Genomic DNA, 17,177 nt, shown 5'->3' with positions numbered 1-17,177 from the left:
GGCCTCCCCATGAACGTCAGCGCATCCTATTATTCGGATATCGGCGGCCGGAAGGAAAATGAAGACGCCGTTGCGCTGCTGGAGAGCGGCGACACCATGGCAGGCCTGATCGCAGATGGGCTGGGCGGGCATAAGGGCGGCAAGGCCGCGGCCCAGCTGGCCGTCCAGACAGTGGGGGGCGGCATCATGGGCAAGCCCGTCTCGGTGGTCGCCCTCAGGGGGGCTGTGGAGCAGGCCAACACCCTCATTTGGGAGCAGCGTCAGACCTCCGGCATGAAAAGCACCCTGGCCGCCGTGTGGTTTGACGGCCGGGCCGCTTTGGCCGCCAATGTGGGCGATACCCGGATCTATCAGTTCCGGGAAGGCAGTATCCTGTATCAGTCCCGGGACCACAGCACCGCCCAGCTGGCCCTGTGGGCCGGCGACATCACCCCGGCCGAGCTGCGCACCTGCAAGGACCGCCACCGGCTCACCCGTGCCCTGGGCGCACAGGATGATGTGACGGTGGATATTGCCCATCTGGAGCTGGCTCCGGGGGACGGGCTGCTCCTGTGCAGCGACGGTTTCTGGGAGAAGATCCAGGAGTCGGAGATGGCATACGACCTCTCCGGCGCCTCCACCGCCCTGCAATGGCTGGAGGCCATGCGCGCCCGCCTTGCCGTCCGGGGCGCCCACACCGGAGATAACCATTCCGCCATCGCCATGCTCATCCGGTGAGCGCGGGAGCAACCGTGTTAAGAGAAGGAGAATACAGGATATGACAGATTACTGCTTACACTGTATGCTGCCCACCGGCGGAGCGGATGTGTGTCCCCACTGCGGATATCAGGGCGGGGATACGGAGCTGCTCCACCACCTTCGCCCCGGCAGCAAACTGAACGGCAGATATCTGGTGGGGCGTTCGCTGGGTCAGGGTGGATTCGGCATTACCTACATTGGCCGGGATCTGCTGTTGGATACCCGGGTGGCTATCAAGGAATATTACCCCAGTGGGATCGCCAGCCGAAACGTGGCTTTTTCCCCTGAGATCACCATCTCTGATCAACGACAGGTGGATTCCATCGAGGAAGGAAAACGAAAATTTCTCAGCGAGGCCCGGGCATTGGCACAGTTTGCAGATGACCCGGGCGTGGTTACGGTCCGGGACTTTTTTGAAGCCAACAACACCGCCTACATCGTCATGGAGTACCTGGACGGACATGACCTGCGCTCCATCCTGAGACTGACCCGCTTTTCTGCCGACGATATCTTTGAACGGATGCGGCCCGTTATGGACGCTCTGGAAAAGATCCACCAGGTGGGCATCATTCACCGGGATATCAGTCCGGACAACATCATGCTGCTGAAGAGCGGCACCGTCAAACTGATGGACTTCGGCGCCGCCAGACAGCTGGACCTCAGCGGCAACACCAGCGTATCGGTGATCCTCAAGACGGGCTTCGCCCCGGAGGAGCAGTACCGCAGCAAAGGCCATCAGGGGCCGTGGACCGACGTCTACGCGCTGTGCGCCACCATCTACTGCTGTATCACCGGTCTGAAGCCGGACGACGCCCTGGAACGGGCCCAGCTGGATGAATTGAAGTGGCCCTCCGAACTGGGGGTAGAGATCAGCGCCCTGCAGGAAGCGGTATTGAAAAAGGGAATGGCCGTCCGGGCGGAGGACCGGTTCCAGACCATCGGTGAGATGAAGGAGATGCTCTTCCGGCCCGCAGGGGAAAATCATGCGCTGGAGCTGGATGACGACGACGATGTGACCCGTCCCATTCCCCGCCGCGCAGAGCCCGACCCCCACCACACCCCGCCGGAACCTCAGCCGGTCCCGGAACAAAAAGCCCGAAAAAAATGGCTGCGGCCGCTGGCCGCGGTGCTGGCCGTGGCGGTGCTGGCCGCAGGGATCTGGGGGGCCAGCCGGTTCATCCCCCAGGGAACCGGACGCAATGGCGGCGTCAGCCAGGCGGATATCGATTCGGGCAACTATATGCGGATCATTTTGACCGCCCACGAGGAGATGCCCGTCCACGATTTTGCTCAGGCAGCGGAGACGGTGGAGCAGCGGATCGATCTTCTCTGCGACGGCCAGCCCTACGATTTTGCGGTGGAGGACGATCAGATCAAGCTGTTTCTGCCCCGCTCGGTGATCGAGCCGCTGGGGCTGGAAAAGACCATGCAGTGCTACATCAGCCGGTCCATGGAATTCAGCCTGATCAATTTTCAGGAATACCAGACAGACCGTAGCGACTCCATCCGGGTGACCCCCTCCGATGTGGAATCCATCACCATTGAGACCCAGGCGCCGGAAGATTGCAGCGCACCCGATCTGGCGGAGGCTCTGGAGAAGGGCGGCCTGGAGAAGCTGGTATTCACCGAGGAATTTGTCCAGAAAAACCGGGATAAAATGGCCCAATGGGGCACCGATATGGCCCTGGCCCAGGATATTGAGAGTTCCTCCAATCTCTGGTACACCTATCTCTATTCAGCGGGGGACGGACGGACCTTCTACATCACCAATACGGACGGCGCGGCATTTGCCCGGCTGCTTCAGCACAACCTGTCCCAGGAGCCCCTGCCAAACCCCTTCTACTACCAGCTGGATGTAAACTACGAGGCAGCGTGGGAGACTCCGGACACCGGCAATCAGGCCGAAACCTTCCAGCGCTCCCCTGACCAGGTGACCGGCCAGACCGTCACCCTGCTCTATCCCTGGGTGGACAGCGATGCCCTCCCCGGGGAAGGCCGGTGGGCCGACGCCTGCGCCGCCATGAAGCGCCGCCTGGACCTTCTGGGTGAGGAATACGCATTTGGTACCATCTGCTCCGGGGATACCTATCAGATGGTGGTAAAAACCGGCGCTGAACATATGAGTATCCCGCTGCTTCAGCTGCTGGAATTCAGGCAGGTTACCTTTTATCTCAGCGCCGGCTTAAACAATCTATATGTCCGGCAGCTGGACTGGATCAGCCGCCCGGACGGCACCTACGCCCTGGAGGCCACGGCAGGCAGCAGTGAGGAGGACCTGGCAAACTTCCTCCAGCTGGCTCAGGACGCCGGGTATGACAAGATCTATCTCAAGGTCAACAACATTCCCTGGCTTGCCTGCGACCTGGAGGATGGGGCCGACGGCACGGTGGTGACCCTGGATCAGGGCTGCTTCTGGGACAATCAGCCCATCGGAGAGGAGCAACGCTGGCTGGTGCAGCTGCTGACTGCCATTTCCCAGGACGTCAATCTGCCCTCCGGGGCAAGTACGGCCCAGTACCAGTGCAACGAGGACGAGAACGGCGTTGCCTTTGACGATGCCAACTTCTCCATGCAGTACGGCGACCTGACCAAGCAGGTGCGGGACAACATTGAGAACTGTGATGCCGCAGCTCAGTACGAGCAGATGGAAGTGGTCAGCGACGGAATGAACATCCGGGTCTATCTGCACATGAACACAGGCAAGAACTTCGCCTCCCAGGTAGTAGCGCTGACCAAGGCCTTATATGAGCAGTCTGATTTGGAGCACTCCCCCGCCGACGGCCTGTATCTCTATTTTATCGACGAAAATGACGTGCTGAAAGAGCGGGCGCGCATCTGGTTCAGCAAAACCTACGGCACCGGCAGCATCCTGCCCGGCTATGTCACAGGCGGCGGAATCTTTACCGGCGGCCGTATGGAAGAATATCTGGAGGAGCTGCAGGCTCTGATTGAAGAAGATCCCTTCTTCCTAGAGAAAAAAGGATCACCGGACCGCACATTCTGCGAGTATACTGCGTGGTGGTGATCCCAGACAGACACAAAATGGAGGTGTTGTATCTTACAACACCTCCATTTAACCACCTGCGCCGTCCAAACCAGACCGCAGCAGAAGGGGCGGGGCAAACAGCCCCGCCCCAACAGAGACCGGCGTTCCGGATCAGCTGAACTTCTTGATCCAATTGGGAATGGCCTCATCCAGGTCTTTGCTGACCTTTTGGACTTCCTTCTCACTGTAAGTCCGGTACGGATCGCCATATCTGACGGCGTCGTACAGGCATCTGGCAGCCATCTTGGTGCCTTTCCAGGTCAGCTTGCCCCAGTCAGTATTTTTCAGCAGCCACTTCAGCGCGGAAAACTCGGTCACACCTCCGGTGACATTCTCCAGATCGGCCTCTCCCAGCTCATCGCCGGACTTGGCACCGGTATCATAGCCGTACTCCTTCAGGATGCTGTTTACAGCAGCCTCGTCCTCCGCCTGCTCCAGCTTGTCAGCAAACAGTTCCAGGTCCTTCACGTCCTGCTCGGAAAAATTCTTCTGCATCTCCATCTCTGTGTCCTCCTTATAAATTGTATTTGTGTCTTGCTTTGCCTGTTCTGCCTATATATACCCGCGACCTGCAAAACTGTTACAGTGGTTACACAAAATTCAAGTAAAAAAAGAAGGGCTGCTATATGAGCATAAACCACGACTCCAACAGCATCACCAGTCCCCTGGAAAGCGCCCCCATGGCGCCTCTGCGCCCCGTAGGGCTGATATATACACCTCTGACGAAAAAGGCCCTGCTGATCTGCTTTGCGGCCCACAACGGCCAGACGGATAAAAGCGGACTGCCCTATGTGATCCACCCCCTCCATCTGGCCGAGCAGCTGGAAACAGAGGAGGAGGTGTGCACAGCTCTGCTCCACGACGTGGTGGAGGACTCCCACTATACCATCTGCGATCTGCGGGATGAGGGGTTCCCGGAGGCGGTACTGGAGGCCCTGGGGCTTCTGACCCATGACGAATACACTCCCTATCTGGAGTATGTGGTCCGGCTGCGCAGCAATCCCATCGCCCGCCGGGTGAAGCTGGCGGACCTGACCCACAACAGCGACCTGGCCCGTCTGAACACGGTCACCGTCCGGGACAGACGGCGTGTTCTCAAGTACCGCATGGCCCAGGCCATGCTGGAGGACGACCGGTTCCATGCCTCCCTGAGTCTGTTCCACAAGCGCCTTCCCCTCTCCCTGGAGCACCCTTTCTTCCTCTCTGTGTTCTATGACCAGCGCGGCACAGTGGAGCGCTACAGCATCGACGTGGAGGCTGAGAAGGAGTATCACTATGGATTGGAGGCGTCCCAGGGAGAGCGGCTTCAAATGTCCCTGAATCCAAACCGTACCCTGCCGGAAGCTCTGGCGGACTGGGCGGAAGGGGGCTGCACCGCCTGCCACGTGGAGTCCATGCTCCGGCAGCTGGGCATCACCTTCCAGATCCATACTGCAATGTAAGCCCACGCGGCGGATCAAAAAAAGCGCACTGGAAAGGAAATGCTTCCTGTCCAGTGCGCTTCAATTTTTACAACAAAAAACCCTTGAAAGGTTCGGCTTTCAAGGGTTTTTGGAGCTGCTAGCCAGATTTGAACTGGCGACCTCATCCTTACCAATTATAGTTGGCCCTGTTTTAGCTTACTGTATTTTGTCGTATCTTAAACCTTGTACCCATTGTGGCACAATGGATTTACGGTTTTCCCCTGTTGTGCTTTGTCGTAGATTGTTATAGCCTTACCTCAATCCTTTTAGCGTGTAGCTCAATCCTTTGCTCAATCCTTTTCAGAGGGCATGAAAAAGCGATGCGGAAATCCGCACCGCTCTTTTTTATCCGTTTTGTGCGTTCCGTAATGCGTCCCGGACAGTCTGCCCGGCCCGCCGGATGCTTTCCTCATTGGCGTGGGCGTACATCCGCAGCGTTACCGCCGTGTCGCTATGGCCCAGCCGCTCCGATACGCTGACCACATCCGCGCCGTTGGTGATCGCCACCGAGGCGGAGCTATGCCGGAGCAGATGCGGGTGGAAGTTTGGGATGCCGTACTTCTTCCCGAACTTCTTAAAGTATCGTGTGGGGCTTTGCGGGTGCATGGGAACCGTCTCCCCGTCCTGGGTAAACACATACTTGGAAATGCACGTTGCAGCCTGTTCCCGCTGGAGCTGTTTCAGCATGGACAGTGTTTCCGGGCCAATGTCCACCGTGCGGGCTTTGCCGTTTTTGGGAGATGTCTCAAAAACCCCCGCTTGCGCCGTGTACTGGAGGTTTCGTCTAATCGTCACCGTCCCGGCGCTCCAGTCAATATCTGACCACCAGAGGCCGCACAGCTCCCCTCTGCGCGCCCCTGTATCGGCGGCAAGGTTGATATATGCCCTCCACTTCAACGGCTCCTGAGCGGCACAGGAAAGGACATGGGCCAGCTCCTGGGCCGTCAATGCCTTTTCCCCTTCCTCCTGCACCTGCTCCCCTTTGCGGGGTGCTGGCCGCTTTACTTTCAGCATGGGATTCATGGGGATGCTGTCATCCAGAAACGCCATTTCAAAGACACCATTCAGGATGTTATACAGCTTTACCGCCGTAGCGTGGGCATATCCGGCCTTTTGGAAATCCACCAGCAACTTGGAGATCATGGCCGGGGTGACTTCCGTTAACAGATGCTCCCCCAGAACCGGGAGAATGTGCCTGTCCAGGAACATCCGATAGCTTGACCGGGCATTTTCGGAAAATGTCGCCTCTTTGGTGGGCATAAATACCCCGTCCGCATATTGGCGCACCGTTTTCAGCTTTGCCGCCTCCGCCGCCTCCTGGGCGGCTTTTTCACGCTCCTGGGCACGGTTTAGGACTTTCCCGTTTTTACAGGCCAGCTCAAAGGCTGCGGCCCGTTTTGCGGCCTCCCGCTCCGCTGTCCGCTTGCTCCAGCCGTCCGGCCAGTACCAGCGCGTTTTATAGGGGGCCTTGCCATATCCACGGGAAACGCTGATTTGAAAGAACCGGCGACCGTCCTTTGTCTCTGACAGTTTAATGCTGGCCATGTTATTACCCTCCTAATTCGTCCAACGCAGATCGTGTAACATCATCAATCACCATTTTCAACCATTCCGCAATTCTGTACTCCAACACAGAAAGGTATTCATCCCCACCAACTACATATTGTCCACACCCTATTTCTCTGGACGGTGTAAAGTCACAGCTGAATCGGTCAAACTCCGCTGCAATCTGCACTTTTTTTAATTCATATACAGACGGCAATATTGCTTGAAAGGTCTTATTCCCCAAAATTGCATTGAGCATTTCCAGACGAACAGGATCTCCAGTGATCGACTTCAACCAATTTATGACCCCCGCAGAAAGGCCCAAATCATTTGAGCATACATAGTTTTCTGCTTGTACTCCTGTCATAAGGTAATGGCAATCTACGCCCAAATAATCTGCTATTTTAATTATCATCGAAAGGCGCGGCTCCTTTTTGCCATTTCTCCATGATGAAATACTTCCCGTTGAGATGCCAAGCGCCCGAGCCATATCGTCTTGATGCACATTTTTTTCAACTAATAGAGCATTTAAAGTTTTCGCAAATATAGCCATTTCCGGACTTTGCGCGTTTTCTTCTATCGCGGCAGTATCAACCTCATGCGGTATCCTTTTCCGTGACATTTATTTCCCCTCCAAAGTGAAAGTTTTTCGTTTGTTTCACCAGAAAAAATTATAGTGAAATTTTTTCCTGTTTTTCACTTTCGCATATATAATTCAATTAAAGTGAAAGATTAAGATAACTTTCATCTTTATCTTATCACGGCGTATCGCACCAGTCAAGATAAATGTAATGGAAAGGACTGATTATTTTGGATTCAGTAAAGCAGCTTGACGAACAGGCGAGAGCAGCACGGGCAGCATATTTTCGTGAGTGGAGAAAAAAGAACCCGGATAAAGTCCGGGAAAGCAACCGGCGCTACTGGGAGCGGCGTGCGCAAAAACTCCAGGCCAGCGAAGGGAGGACGGACGATGCCAAAACGCATACTTGACCTCACCACCCCCTATCAATCCATCCGGGGGGCCAGCAGAATCAGCGGATTAGCGCAGGGGTACATCCGGGCCGGGTGCAAAAACGGGACAATTCCTTGCCTGCGAGTGGGACAGGAATACAGAGTCAATATGCCTCTCTTCCTCCAGCAACTGGAGGCGGCAAGTACAGCGAATTTGAAAGGAGTACACGCATGACAACAAAAGAAAAAGCCCCCACCAGCGCGGCAACGCTGACAGGGGCGGCGACGGAAATGACGGCTTGCAGGGCGTCTATTCCTGTTTTTAATTGTACCACGGAGACGGCGGGCCGTCAATGGAAAGTCTCTGACCTATTGAACCGTGGCCGGGAAAACGCCGTTCCCCTCCGGCACCTAAAAAAGCTGCTGGGCGTTGATGGAAGAACCGTCCGCCTGATGATCGAGCGGGAGCGCCGGAGCGGGACACCGATTTGTGCAGACAACCTGACCGGCTACTATCTTCCGGGCAGCGAGGATGAGAAAGCCGCCTGTGTTCGCTCCATGCGGCACCGGGCCGGGGAGATCATGCGGACAGCACGGGCAATCGAGGAGGCGGCTGCGCTTGACTGATGTTTTCCGGGAAGTCCGGGAACGGGTGAGCGCCCAGGATGCCGCCCGGCACTATGGCCTGACATTTGATCGCCGTGGGTGGGCACTGTGTCCCTTCCACAATGACAAGCACCCCTCTATGAGCTTCCGCAATGGCCGCTTCCGCTGCTGGGTGTGTGATGTGGGCGGGGATTCTATTGACTTCACCGCCCGCCTGCTGGGCCTGGACGCTATGGGAGCCGTTGAGCGCCTATCTCTGGAAGAGGATCAGCAGCACCGGCCAGGATGAAATGAGCAAGCGAGATTTGTTCCGGCTGTGTAAAGGGAAATTTAAGCGTGTTGAAGATATGGAGCCCGCCCTGCAAGCCCTTGTAAATATGGGGTATGTCCGAGAGGTTGAAATAGCAACCGGCGGCAGACCGACAAAAAAACTATTGATAAATCCCTGTGACAAAAGGGCCAAAAGGGACAAAAGGGGGCTTGTAGATGGCCGGTAGATCGTCGCAGAGGAAGGGTGCAGACGGAGAGCGGGAACTTGCCGCCCTGCTCCGTGAGTATGGCTATCAAGTCGAGCGGGGCGGTTCTCTGTCCTTTGGTGATGTGCCGGACTTGACCGGCCTCAGAGGGGTACATATTGAAGTCAAGCGTGTTGAGCGGTTGAATGTGCCGGAGGCAATGAAACAGGCAGTAAGGGATGCAGAGAAATTCCACGATGGAGTGCCCGCCCTGTTCCACCGCCGGAGCCGTGAGCCGTGGCTTGTAACCATGCGCCTCCATGATTGGGTTGCCCTCTATGACCGCCAGAAAGCCGCAGAAACCAACGAAAGAAAGGGGTGATACCCACGACACCGAGAAAAGAAAAAGCCCTGCAAGCCCTCCTTGTGAGCCGCACACGGGCAGAGGCGGCAAAGGCCGCAGGGATAGGAGAAAGCACCTTGCGGGAGTACATGAAAGACCCGGAGTTTATGGAGCGATACCGAGAAGCGTTTGGAAACCTTGTCCATGACGCAACCCGGCAGGCACAACAGGCCCTTGCCCTTGCCATTTCCACACTCACAGAAATCATGGGCAACACGGACGAACAGGCCACGGCCCGCATACAGGCTGCCCGCTCAACGCTGGAATATGCGTTGAAGCTGACCGAACAGACCGACATTCTGGAGCAGCTGCGGGAACTGGAGAAATGGAGGGAAGAAACCGATGGCAAGCACTGAACAACGCCTTTCCGCACTGCGGGAATATCTAAAAACGCTGTCCGCCGGTCAAACAACCTTTATTGTCGAGGGCGGCGGAGAATTTCACACCAGCAAAGACCCCTTTGCCTATCTGCTGGAGCATGGCGCATACACCCCGGACGGGCGGAGGATCGTCCTTTACCCTCATCCCATAGAGGGCATAGACGCTTTGAGCCTGTCCTTTTACCAAATGATTGATGAGGCAATAGAGGCTGGCAAGCTGGAACTGCCAGAACTGGAGAGTGATGAACCATGAACGATGTAATGGCGCGGCTGAAGCGCCTCCAGGCATACATGGCCAGCAAGCGTGGAGTCCCCTTGTGGATTCTATACAGTGTAGCCGGGACAGAGAAAACCGGAACCGTTGATGATATGAAAGCGGATCAAGGCGAGTTTGCGCGTGTTCTTGGCGGCAGCAGTTTAGACGATCTTGACCGGATATTACAATTTGAACTTGATAATATCCATGTAGTGGAGGGGTAATATGACCGATATTCAAAAGCGGCTAGAGAGGCTGAGAAAAGCGATACCAGGCCCAAACGTCGGGATTATCATACAGACCTCCAGCGGATGGGAGGCAAACTATACCGGGCACGAAACAAGGAATTTTGCCACCGAGCAAGAAGCCCGGCAATATCTGAACAAATGCAAGACCGTTATCATTATTGACATCTGAAAGGATTGAACTATGAAACAGATTGAACCTGAACACTGGGAAATAGATGAACACGGGCGCAAATTCCGCCGCGTCGGAAGGGCCGCGATTGAGTATGCTCCGACCATTACAACATCTTACGGAGAATTTGAGGTAGGGAGCGCGCCGCCGGTTCAGAAGATCGCAGAGGACAACCGCCCCAAACCCGGGGATTGCCCTTTACTCTCCAAGTGTACCCAGAAATGCGCCCGATACGGGGAGCACGGATGCGGACTTGTGACCGGCGAGGCCCCGTCCATTGGGGGGCGCTGTCCTTTTGGCAGTAAGCAAACCCCATTCATGTGCAGTGAAAAATGCGCACTTTGGAATTTATGCAACAGAAAGGAAAATAAAAATGACTAAATTTAACCACTTTGCAAAAGACCTTGACGCCGCTTTTCAGGCGGCACGGCGGGAGTATATGGAAGCATGGGACAAATTCCAGGCGGCAAGCGATGCCCACAGAATGTCCAGGGGCAGCGACATGGAACGCCAGCGGGCCAAACTGAAATACCAAGAGGCAGAACTGACCTTTAAGGAAGCGGAAGCCCGTATCTGGCCGGAGTTCAACCGGAGGCGGTCGGAACTGCGGGCTGCCCTGGAGCGGGAGGTGCGCGGAGGAAACCTTGCAGACCCGGACGCGGTTGACCCTAACGGCCTGGAACTACTGAAAAGCGGTATCCTCTCCACCGATGACTTCTATTCCCTAGTGGGCAAGTACGATGATAACCCCGTCATGCTGCGCTTTGTGGCAAAGTACGCAAAGGAAGCCGCCGATGATATGGACAGCACCCAGGCGAAAGAGCGTGGAGCGCTGTACCATTTGGCCCAGGTATGCAGCCAGGGGCAGGGCCGAACGATGCGGGCATGGGATGACCTGTCCCGGATTGCGGACTATTGCAGCGGACAGAGCCGGGCACGGCGGGACACCCCCGCCCACACTGTCAGCATGGGCCAGCGGTGGGAGCAGCTGTCCGGCGAAGCTGTAAATAACTTTTGACCTGGGAGGAATCTTGTAATGGATCGAAGCCACGCACAAGGGCAGGAAACCCGCAAGCGCAATGAACAGGCCAGGAGAGAACTCCGCGAGCAGGAACGGGCCGAGCGGGAGGCGCAGATCACCACGCTGCGGCAAATCCGTCAGAATCCAAAATCTAGCCCCGGCGAAAAATTGCGGGCCGTGGAGCTGCTGCTGGAGCTAGAGAAGCAAGGCTATTTCTATTTATGACAAACAAAGCCGGGGAGCAATCCCCGGCCCATTTTTTGCCCTACCTCAATCCTTTGCTCAATCCTTTTACCACAAGTCAACCATTGGAAGAAAAAGTAAAAACCCGCTATCCCTTGTGGGACAACGGGTTTGTGTGGAGCTGCTACCCAGATTTGAACTGGGGACCTCATCCTTACCAAGGATGCGCTCTACCGACTGAGCTATAGCAGCATAATGGCGACGCGGAAGGGACTTGAACCCTCGACCTCCGGCGTGACAGGCCGGCGTTCTAACCAACTGAACTACCGCGCCATCGTGATATCTATATCCACAGCAAAGGCTGAATATTTGTTTGGCAGGGGCAGAAGGATTCGAACCCTCGGCACTCGGTTTTGGAGACCGATGCTCTACCAGCTGAGCTATACCCCTAAATGGTGGGCCTTCACGGGCTCGAACCGTGGACCGGCCGGTTATGAGCCGGCTGCTCTAACCAACTGAGCTAAAGGCCCATACCGATCCAACTGTCTTAAAAAGAGGCTCGCCGTCACACTTGTGGCGGCGAGCCACATTGTCTGGCTCCCCCTGTTGGACTCGAACCAACGACCCTGCGGTTAACAGCCGCATGCTCTACCGACTGAGCTAAGGAGGAATGTAAAAGGGCCCGGTCTGGTCAGACCAGACCCTTCTTTGTGTTGGCGTTACCTATCTTCCCGGTCCGTCTCCAGACAAGTATTTTCGGCGCAGGTGAGCTTAACTTCCGTGTTCGGGATGAGAACGGGTGGACCCTCACCGCAATCAACACCAACTTACTTTCTTTTGAAAAAGAAAGTAAGCAAAGAAAACTTCATCTGAACTTTTCTCTCCTTACCGTCTTTCTCAACGATAAGTTATTATATTCTATTTTCTTCTCACTGTCAAGACCAATTTTAAAAAAATTGGTGACCCGTGCGGGAATCGAACCCACGTTTGCGGCGTGAGAGGCCGCCGTCTTAGCCGCTTGACCAACGGGCCATTGGTGCGCCTTCACGGATTCGAACCGGGGACCCACTGATTAAGAGTCAGTTGCTCTACCAGCTGAGCTAAAGGCGCATCTGGAGCTTTGTCAGCACCCTCAAAACCGAACAATGCAGTTTCCTGTACCAGGCAAGCGCCTGCAATCATCATGTTAAGGTCAAGCCCTCGGCTTATTAGTATCGGTCAGCTGCACGCGTTACCGCGCTTCCACCTCCGACCTATCAACGTCATAGTCTACGACGTGCCTTACTCCCGAAGGATGAGAGATCTAATCTTAGGGGGAGTTTCACGCTTAGATGCCTTCAGCGTTTATCTCGTCCGTACATAGCTACCCAGCCATGCCCTTGGCAGAACAACTGGTGCACCAGAGGTACGTCCATCCCGGTCCTCTCGTACTAAGGACAGCTCCCTTCAAATCTCTTACGCCCGCAACAGATAGGGACCGAACTGTCTCACGACGTTCTGAACCCAGCTCGCGTGCCACTTTAATCGGCGAACAGCCGAACCCTTGGGACCGAATTCAGCCCCAGGATGTGACGAGCCGACATCGAGGTGCCAAACCTCCCCGTCGCTGTGGACGCTTGGGGGAGATCAGCCTGTTATCCCCAGGGTAGCTTTTATCCGTTGAGCGACGGCACTTCCACTTGCATACCGCCGGATCACTAACTCCAACTTTCGTTACTGCTCGACCCGTCGGTCTCGCAGTTAGGCTCGTTTATGCGTTTACACTCACTGCACGGTTTCCGTCCGTGCTGAACGAACCTTTGAGCGCCTCCGTTACCTTTTAGGAGGCGACCGCCCCAGTCAAACTGCCCACCTAACAGTGTCCCCCGACCGGATTCACGGCCGCAGGTTAGAAAACCAGCAAATCAAGGGTGGTATCCCAAGGGTGACTCCACCAAAGCTGACGCCCTGGCTTCCAAGTCTCCCACCTATCCTGTACATGATTTACCGATTTCCAGTATTAAGCTACAGTAAAGCTCCATGGGGTCTTTCCGTCTAGTTGCGGGTAACTGGCTTCTTCACCAGTACAACAATTTCGCCGGGTGGGCTGTTGAGACAGTGCCCAAATCGTTACGCCATTCGTGCGGGTCAGAACTTACCTGACAAGGAATTTCGCTACCTTAGGACCGTTATAGTTACGGCCGCCGTTTACTGGGGCTTCGATTCAAACCTTCGCTTGCGCTAAGCTCTCCTCTTAACCTTCCAGCACCGGGCAGGCGTCAGCCCCTATACGTCATCTTTCGATTTAGCAGAGACCTGTGTTTTTGGTAAACAGTCGCTTGGGCCTATTCGCTGCGGCCTCCCGTAGGAGGCTCCCCTTATCCCGAAGTTACGGGGTCATTTTGCCGAGTTCCTTAACAACCCTTCTCCCGTTGGCCTTAGGATTCTCTCCTCATCTACCTGTGTCGGTTTGCGGTACGGGCACCTTAGCATACCACACACCTTTTCTCGCCACAGAGCATCGCGGACTTCCCTACTCTATTTCGGTCCCTTACGCCCGGGTCAACCAACGCCCGGGTCCCGCTATCTCCATGTGTCAGTGTGCTTAAGGTTCGGTGGCTACGGAATTTCAACCGTATGTGCATCGACTACGCCTTTCGGCCTCGCCTTAGCTCCCGGCTTACCCTGGGCGGACGAACCTTCCCCAGGAAACCTTAGATTTTCGGCCATTATGATTCCCACATAATTCTCGCTACTCATTCCGGCATTCTCACTCGTGTAAAGTCCACCGCTGCTTCCGCTGCGACTTCACCCCGTACACGACGCTCCCCTACCCCTGTCTTACGACAAGCCCAAGCTTCGGTGTTACGCTTAGCCCCGTTATATTTTCCGCGCAGAGTCACTCGACCAGTGAGCTATTACGCACTCTTTTAATGAGTGGCTGCTTCTAAGCCAACATCCTGGTTGTTTTCGCAACTCCACATCGTTTTCCACTTAGCGTATCTTTGGGACCTTAGCTGTGGGTCTGGGCTGTTTCCCTTTTGTCCACGAGACTTATCTCACGTAGACTGACTGCTAACCATCAATTATCCGGCATTCAGAGTTTGATAGGGTTCAGTAACCTTATCGGCCCCTAGCCCATTCAGTGCTTTACCTCCGGTAATCTAAGTTAACGCTAGCCCTAAAGCTATTTCGGGGAGAACCAGCTATCTCCGAGTTCGATTGGAATTTCACCGCTATCCACAGGTCATCACCGACCATTGCAACGGGCGTGTGTTCGGTCCTCCATGGGGTTTTACCCCCACTTCAACCTGCCCATGGATAGGTCACCCGGTTTCGGGTCTATTGCCACTGACTTCATACGCGCTGTTCACACTCGGTTTCCCTTCGCCTCCGGTACTGAATACCTTAAGCTTGCCAGTAACAATAACTCGCCGGACCATTCTACAAAAGGTACCTCATCACTCATTAACGAGCTTTGAGTGCTTGTAAGCACAAGGTTTCAGGTTCTCTTTCACTCCCCTCCCGGGGTCCTTTTCACCTTTCCCTCACGGTACTGCTCCTCTATCGGTCATCAGGTAGTATTTAGGGTTGGAGGGTGGTCCCCCCAGTTTCCCACCGGGTTTCACGTGTCCGGCGGTACTCTGGAACTCGACTAACAAGATTCGGTTTTCGCCTACGGGGCTCTCACCCGCTATGGCCGGCCTTCCCATACCGTTCGGCTAACCTATCCTGCCGTTGTGTCGGTCCTCAACCCCGAAGGATAAATCCTTCGGTTTGCCCTCTTCCGCGTTCGCTCGCCACTACTTGCGGAATCTCTGTTGATTTCTCTTCCTCGCCCTACTTAGATGTTTCAGTTCAGGCGGTTCCCCACCTACGCCTATTTGATTCAACGCAGGCTGACAGAGTATTGCTCTGCCGGGTTTCCCCATTCGGAAATCTGCGGGTCAAAGCTTATGTGCAGCTCACCGCAGCTTATCGCAGCTTGTCACGTCCTTCTTCGGCTCCTGATGCCAAGGCATTCCCCTTGCGCTCTTTATAGCTTGACCTTAGTAGAACAGTCTCATTTCTGAGCTGTTCTCTATTCGATCATGAATTATGCAGGCCTCACAGAAGTTTTGCAATTTGGCTACATTGTTTTACCCATTCACTAAAACGGCTTTCGCCATTCTATCTTTAAGTTCCACAACATTGCTGTTATTGCCCTCTGTTGCTTGCTCTTCATACTTTCAATCTGCATTGTTCAGTTTTCAAGGTGCTGACTTCCAACCTCTTTCAAGGTCAGATCGAAACATCTGTCTCCAGGTGCTTCGATCTGATATTGAATTGGTGGAGATAGTCGGGCTCGAACCGACGACCCCCTGCTTGCAAAGCAGGTGCTCTCCCAGCTGAGCTATACCCCCATCGAGAGAGAAGTGGTGGGCCCAAGTGGACTCGAACCACCGACCTCACGATTATCAGTCGTGCGCTCTAGCCAGCTGAGCTATGGGCCCGTAAATAGGTGCCATTCACTTCTTGCCTACCTGGCCCGCGTCGGCATAGCCGCCGCGGTACACGCTAAAAATATGCCGGCGGCATATTTTCTTAACGCGTGTACCCTCTAAATTAAACAACGTGAAAGCTCATTCGCTCCAGAAAGCTGACCGTAGGACGTTACAAACAACTCTCGGTTGCTTGAAGTCTCCTTAGAAAGGAGGTGATCCAGCCGCACCTTCCGATACGGCTACCTTGTTACGACTTCACCCCAATTATCGAACCCACCTTCGGCCGCGCCCCCCTTGCGGTTAGGCTACGGACTTCGGGTGTTCCCGACTCTCATGGTGTGACGGGCGGTGTGTACAAGGCCCGGGAACGTATTCACCGCGGCATGCTGATCCGCGATTACTAGCGATTCCAACTTCATACAGGCGGGTTTCAGCCTGCAATCCGAACTGGGATGGCTTTTAGGGATTTGCTCCACCTCGCGGTTTTGCCTCCCTCTGTTAACCACCATTGTAGTACGTGTGTGGCCCAGGACATAAGGGGCATGATGATTTGACGTCGTCCCCACCTTCCTCCGTTTTGTCAACGGCAGTCTCGCTAGAGTGCTCTTGCGTAGCAACTAACAATAAGGGTTGCGCTCGTTGCGGGACTTAACCCAACATCTCACGACACGAGCTGACGACAACCATGCACCACCTGTCACCGGCGCCCCGAAGGGAAACTCCATCTCTGGAGCGGTCACCGGGATGTCAAGCCCTGGTAAGGTTCTTCGCGTTGCTTCGAATTAAACCACATACTCCACCGCTTGTGCGGGCCCCCGTCAATTCCTTTGAGTTTCAACCTTGCGATCGTACTCCCCAGGTGGGATACTTATTGTGTTAACTGCGGCACGGAGGGGGTCAGACCCCCCACACCTAGTATCCATCGTTTACGGCGTGGACTACCAGGGTATCTAATCCTGTTTGCTCCCCACGCTTTCGCGCCTCAGCGTCAGTTACTGTCCAGCAATCCGCCTTCGCCACTGGTGTTCCTCCGTATATCTATGCATTTCACCGCTACACACGGAATTCCGATTGCCTCTCCAGCACTCAAGAACTACAGTTTCAAATGCAGGCTATGGGTTGAGCCCATAGTTTTCACATCTGACTTGCAGTCCCGCCTACACGCCCTTTACACCCAGTAAATCCGGATAACGCTTGCCACCTACGTATTACCGCGGCTGCTGGCACGTAGTTAGCCGTGGCTTATTCAT

At 55.1% G+C, this 17,177-nt stretch carries 15 protein-coding genes, 9 tRNA genes and 3 rRNA genes; 12 read left to right on the top strand and 15 right to left on the bottom strand.

Features of this window, described 5'->3' with window-relative positions; translation table 11 throughout:
* Positions 1-9: 9 nt before the first annotated feature.
* Both B5F94_RS10770 and B5F94_RS10765 read left to right on the top strand, forming a co-directional pair.
* The gene (locus B5F94_RS10770) at positions 10-717 is read left to right on the top strand and encodes a PP2C family protein-serine/threonine phosphatase (RefSeq protein WP_087330059.1); all 708 of its coding nucleotides are present in this window, start codon (positions 10-12) and stop codon (positions 715-717) included.
* Between the two features lie 40 nt (positions 718-757).
* The gene (locus tag B5F94_RS10765) at positions 758-3,763 is read left to right on the top strand and encodes a serine/threonine protein kinase (RefSeq protein WP_087330057.1); all 3,006 of its coding nucleotides are present in this window, start codon (positions 758-760) and stop codon (positions 3,761-3,763) included.
* 132 nt (positions 3,764-3,895) lie between these two features.
* Here B5F94_RS10765 and B5F94_RS10760 read toward each other — a convergent pair whose 3' ends face one another.
* Positions 3,896-4,285 carry a hypothetical protein gene (locus tag B5F94_RS10760; protein WP_087189109.1) on the bottom strand — a complete coding sequence of 130 codons (390 nt, stop codon included), beginning with the start codon at positions 4,283-4,285 and terminating at the stop codon, positions 3,896-3,898.
* 125 nt (positions 4,286-4,410) lie between these two features.
* Here B5F94_RS10760 and B5F94_RS16715 point away from each other — a divergent pair, with 125 nt between their 5' ends.
* Positions 4,411-5,226: a hypothetical protein gene (locus B5F94_RS16715; protein ID WP_204247486.1), complete on the top strand. Its 816-nt coding sequence runs from the start codon at positions 4,411-4,413 to the stop codon at positions 5,224-5,226.
* 366 nt (positions 5,227-5,592) lie between these two features.
* Here the strand turns inward: B5F94_RS16715 and B5F94_RS10750 are convergent, their stop codons facing one another.
* Both B5F94_RS10750 and B5F94_RS10745 read right to left on the bottom strand, forming a co-directional pair.
* Positions 5,593-6,792 carry a tyrosine-type recombinase/integrase gene (locus B5F94_RS10750; protein ID WP_087330056.1) on the bottom strand — a complete coding sequence of 400 codons (1,200 nt, stop codon included), beginning with the start codon at positions 6,790-6,792 and terminating at the stop codon, positions 5,593-5,595.
* A 4-nt stretch (positions 6,793-6,796) separates the two neighbouring features.
* Entirely contained in the window at positions 6,797-7,414 is a 618-nt protein-coding gene (locus tag B5F94_RS10745) for a helix-turn-helix domain-containing protein (RefSeq protein ID WP_087330054.1), read from the bottom strand.
* A gap of 560 nt (positions 7,415-7,974) precedes the next feature.
* Between B5F94_RS10745 and B5F94_RS16250 the strand changes: the two genes are divergently transcribed.
* The 9 genes from B5F94_RS16250 to B5F94_RS10695 all read left to right on the top strand — a co-directional run bounded on the left by B5F94_RS16250 (position 7,975) and on the right by B5F94_RS10695 (position 11,506).
* Complete coding sequence (locus tag B5F94_RS16250; RefSeq protein WP_143383285.1) at positions 7,975-8,370, top strand: hypothetical protein; 396 nt, start codon at positions 7,975-7,977, stop codon at positions 8,368-8,370.
* Positions 8,363-8,638, top strand: a complete 276-nt coding sequence (locus tag B5F94_RS10735) for a CHC2 zinc finger domain-containing protein (RefSeq protein ID WP_158100279.1) — start codon at positions 8,363-8,365, stop codon at positions 8,636-8,638. Before B5F94_RS16250 ends, B5F94_RS10735 begins: the two co-directional genes overlap by 8 nt.
* Positions 8,639-8,835: 197 nt before the next feature.
* Positions 8,836-9,186, top strand: coding sequence for a putative PDDEXK endonuclease (locus B5F94_RS10725; RefSeq protein WP_087330046.1), 351 nt, complete (start codon positions 8,836-8,838; stop codon positions 9,184-9,186).
* Positions 9,187-9,284: 98 nt separating this feature from the next.
* On the top strand, positions 9,285-9,563 hold the full coding sequence (locus B5F94_RS10720; protein WP_087330044.1) for a hypothetical protein: 279 nt from the start codon (positions 9,285-9,287) through the stop codon (positions 9,561-9,563).
* A complete protein-coding gene (locus B5F94_RS10715) occupies positions 9,550-9,840 on the top strand; it encodes a hypothetical protein (RefSeq protein WP_087330042.1) in 291 nt (96 codons plus the stop codon). The genes B5F94_RS10720 and B5F94_RS10715 overlap by 14 nt, the downstream gene beginning before the upstream one ends.
* On the top strand, positions 9,837-10,067 hold the full coding sequence (locus B5F94_RS10710) for a hypothetical protein (protein ID WP_087330040.1): 231 nt from the start codon (positions 9,837-9,839) through the stop codon (positions 10,065-10,067). The genes B5F94_RS10715 and B5F94_RS10710 overlap by 4 nt, the downstream gene beginning before the upstream one ends.
* A 1-nt stretch (position 10,068) precedes the next feature.
* Positions 10,069-10,260, top strand: a complete 192-nt coding sequence (locus tag B5F94_RS10705) for a hypothetical protein (RefSeq protein ID WP_087330038.1) — start codon at positions 10,069-10,071, stop codon at positions 10,258-10,260.
* 373 nt (positions 10,261-10,633) lie between these two features.
* Entirely contained in the window at positions 10,634-11,278 is a 645-nt protein-coding gene (locus B5F94_RS10700; RefSeq protein ID WP_087330036.1) for a hypothetical protein, read from the top strand.
* An 18-nt stretch (positions 11,279-11,296) separates the two neighbouring features.
* Entirely contained in the window at positions 11,297-11,506 is a 210-nt protein-coding gene (locus B5F94_RS10695) for a hypothetical protein (protein ID WP_087330034.1), read from the top strand.
* 134 nt (positions 11,507-11,640) lie between these two features.
* Here B5F94_RS10695 and B5F94_RS10690 read toward each other — a convergent pair.
* From B5F94_RS10690 to B5F94_RS10635, 12 genes are all read right to left on the bottom strand, one after another.
* Positions 11,641-11,716 (bottom strand) — tRNA-Thr (locus B5F94_RS10690).
* Between the two features lie 4 nt (positions 11,717-11,720).
* Positions 11,721-11,797: transfer RNA gene (locus B5F94_RS10685), tRNA-Asp, on the bottom strand.
* A gap of 41 nt (positions 11,798-11,838) precedes the next feature.
* Positions 11,839-11,914, bottom strand: a tRNA-Trp gene (locus B5F94_RS10680).
* Positions 11,915-11,917: 3 nt separating this feature from the next.
* A tRNA-Ile gene (locus tag B5F94_RS10675) sits at positions 11,918-11,994 on the bottom strand.
* Between the two features lie 64 nt (positions 11,995-12,058).
* A tRNA-Asn gene (locus tag B5F94_RS10670) sits at positions 12,059-12,134 on the bottom strand.
* 41 nt (positions 12,135-12,175) lie between these two features.
* A 5S ribosomal RNA gene (gene rrf, locus B5F94_RS10665) occupies positions 12,176-12,291 on the bottom strand.
* Between the two features lie 130 nt (positions 12,292-12,421).
* Positions 12,422-12,496, bottom strand: a tRNA-Glu gene (locus B5F94_RS10660).
* A gap of 2 nt (positions 12,497-12,498) precedes the next feature.
* Positions 12,499-12,574: transfer RNA gene (locus B5F94_RS10655), tRNA-Lys, on the bottom strand.
* Between the two features lie 78 nt (positions 12,575-12,652).
* Positions 12,653-15,492 (bottom strand): 23S ribosomal RNA (locus B5F94_RS10650).
* 278 nt (positions 15,493-15,770) lie between these two features.
* Positions 15,771-15,846: transfer RNA gene (locus B5F94_RS10645), tRNA-Ala, on the bottom strand.
* Positions 15,847-15,859: 13 nt separating this feature from the next.
* Positions 15,860-15,936, bottom strand: a tRNA-Ile gene (locus tag B5F94_RS10640).
* Positions 15,937-16,132: 196 nt separating this feature from the next.
* A 16S ribosomal RNA gene (locus tag B5F94_RS10635) occupies positions 16,133-17,177 on the bottom strand; the annotation flags it as partial.

Origin of the sequence: Flavonifractor sp. An4 (assembly GCF_002161755.1) — a bacterium.
GTDB lineage: Bacteria > Bacillota > Clostridia > Oscillospirales > Oscillospiraceae > Flavonifractor > Flavonifractor avicola.
The sequence above is the reverse complement of the archived record's forward strand: the minus strand, read 5'-3'. Positions and strand labels throughout refer to the sequence as shown.

What these genes read in the sequence shown, in the direction of transcription:
- B5F94_RS10725 (WP_087330046.1), top strand. Translation starts at nt 8,836, where the DNA reads ATGGCCGGTAGATCGTCGCAGAGGAAGGGTGCAGACGGAGAGCGGGAA.
- B5F94_RS10695 (WP_087330034.1), top strand. Translation starts at nt 11,297, where the DNA reads ATGGATCGAAGCCACGCACAAGGGCAGGAAACCCGCAAGCGCAATGAA.
- B5F94_RS10760 (WP_087189109.1), bottom strand. Translation starts at nt 4,285, where the DNA reads ATGGAGATGCAGAAGAATTTTTCCGAGCAGGACGTGAAGGACCTGGAA.
- B5F94_RS10765 (WP_087330057.1), top strand. Translation starts at nt 758, where the DNA reads ATGACAGATTACTGCTTACACTGTATGCTGCCCACCGGCGGAGCGGAT.
- B5F94_RS16250 (WP_143383285.1), top strand. Translation starts at nt 7,975, where the DNA reads ATGACAACAAAAGAAAAAGCCCCCACCAGCGCGGCAACGCTGACAGGG.
- B5F94_RS10715 (WP_087330042.1), top strand. Translation starts at nt 9,550, where the DNA reads ATGGCAAGCACTGAACAACGCCTTTCCGCACTGCGGGAATATCTAAAA.
- B5F94_RS10770 (WP_087330059.1), top strand. Translation starts at nt 10, where the DNA reads ATGAACGTCAGCGCATCCTATTATTCGGATATCGGCGGCCGGAAGGAA.
- B5F94_RS10710 (WP_087330040.1), top strand. Translation starts at nt 9,837, where the DNA reads ATGAACGATGTAATGGCGCGGCTGAAGCGCCTCCAGGCATACATGGCC.
- B5F94_RS10745 (WP_087330054.1), bottom strand. Translation starts at nt 7,414, where the DNA reads ATGTCACGGAAAAGGATACCGCATGAGGTTGATACTGCCGCGATAGAA.
- B5F94_RS10700 (WP_087330036.1), top strand. Translation starts at nt 10,634, where the DNA reads ATGACTAAATTTAACCACTTTGCAAAAGACCTTGACGCCGCTTTTCAG.
- B5F94_RS10705 (WP_087330038.1), top strand. Translation starts at nt 10,069, where the DNA reads ATGACCGATATTCAAAAGCGGCTAGAGAGGCTGAGAAAAGCGATACCA.
- B5F94_RS10750 (WP_087330056.1), bottom strand. Translation starts at nt 6,792, where the DNA reads ATGGCCAGCATTAAACTGTCAGAGACAAAGGACGGTCGCCGGTTCTTT.
- B5F94_RS16715 (WP_204247486.1), top strand. Translation starts at nt 4,411, where the DNA reads ATGAGCATAAACCACGACTCCAACAGCATCACCAGTCCCCTGGAAAGC.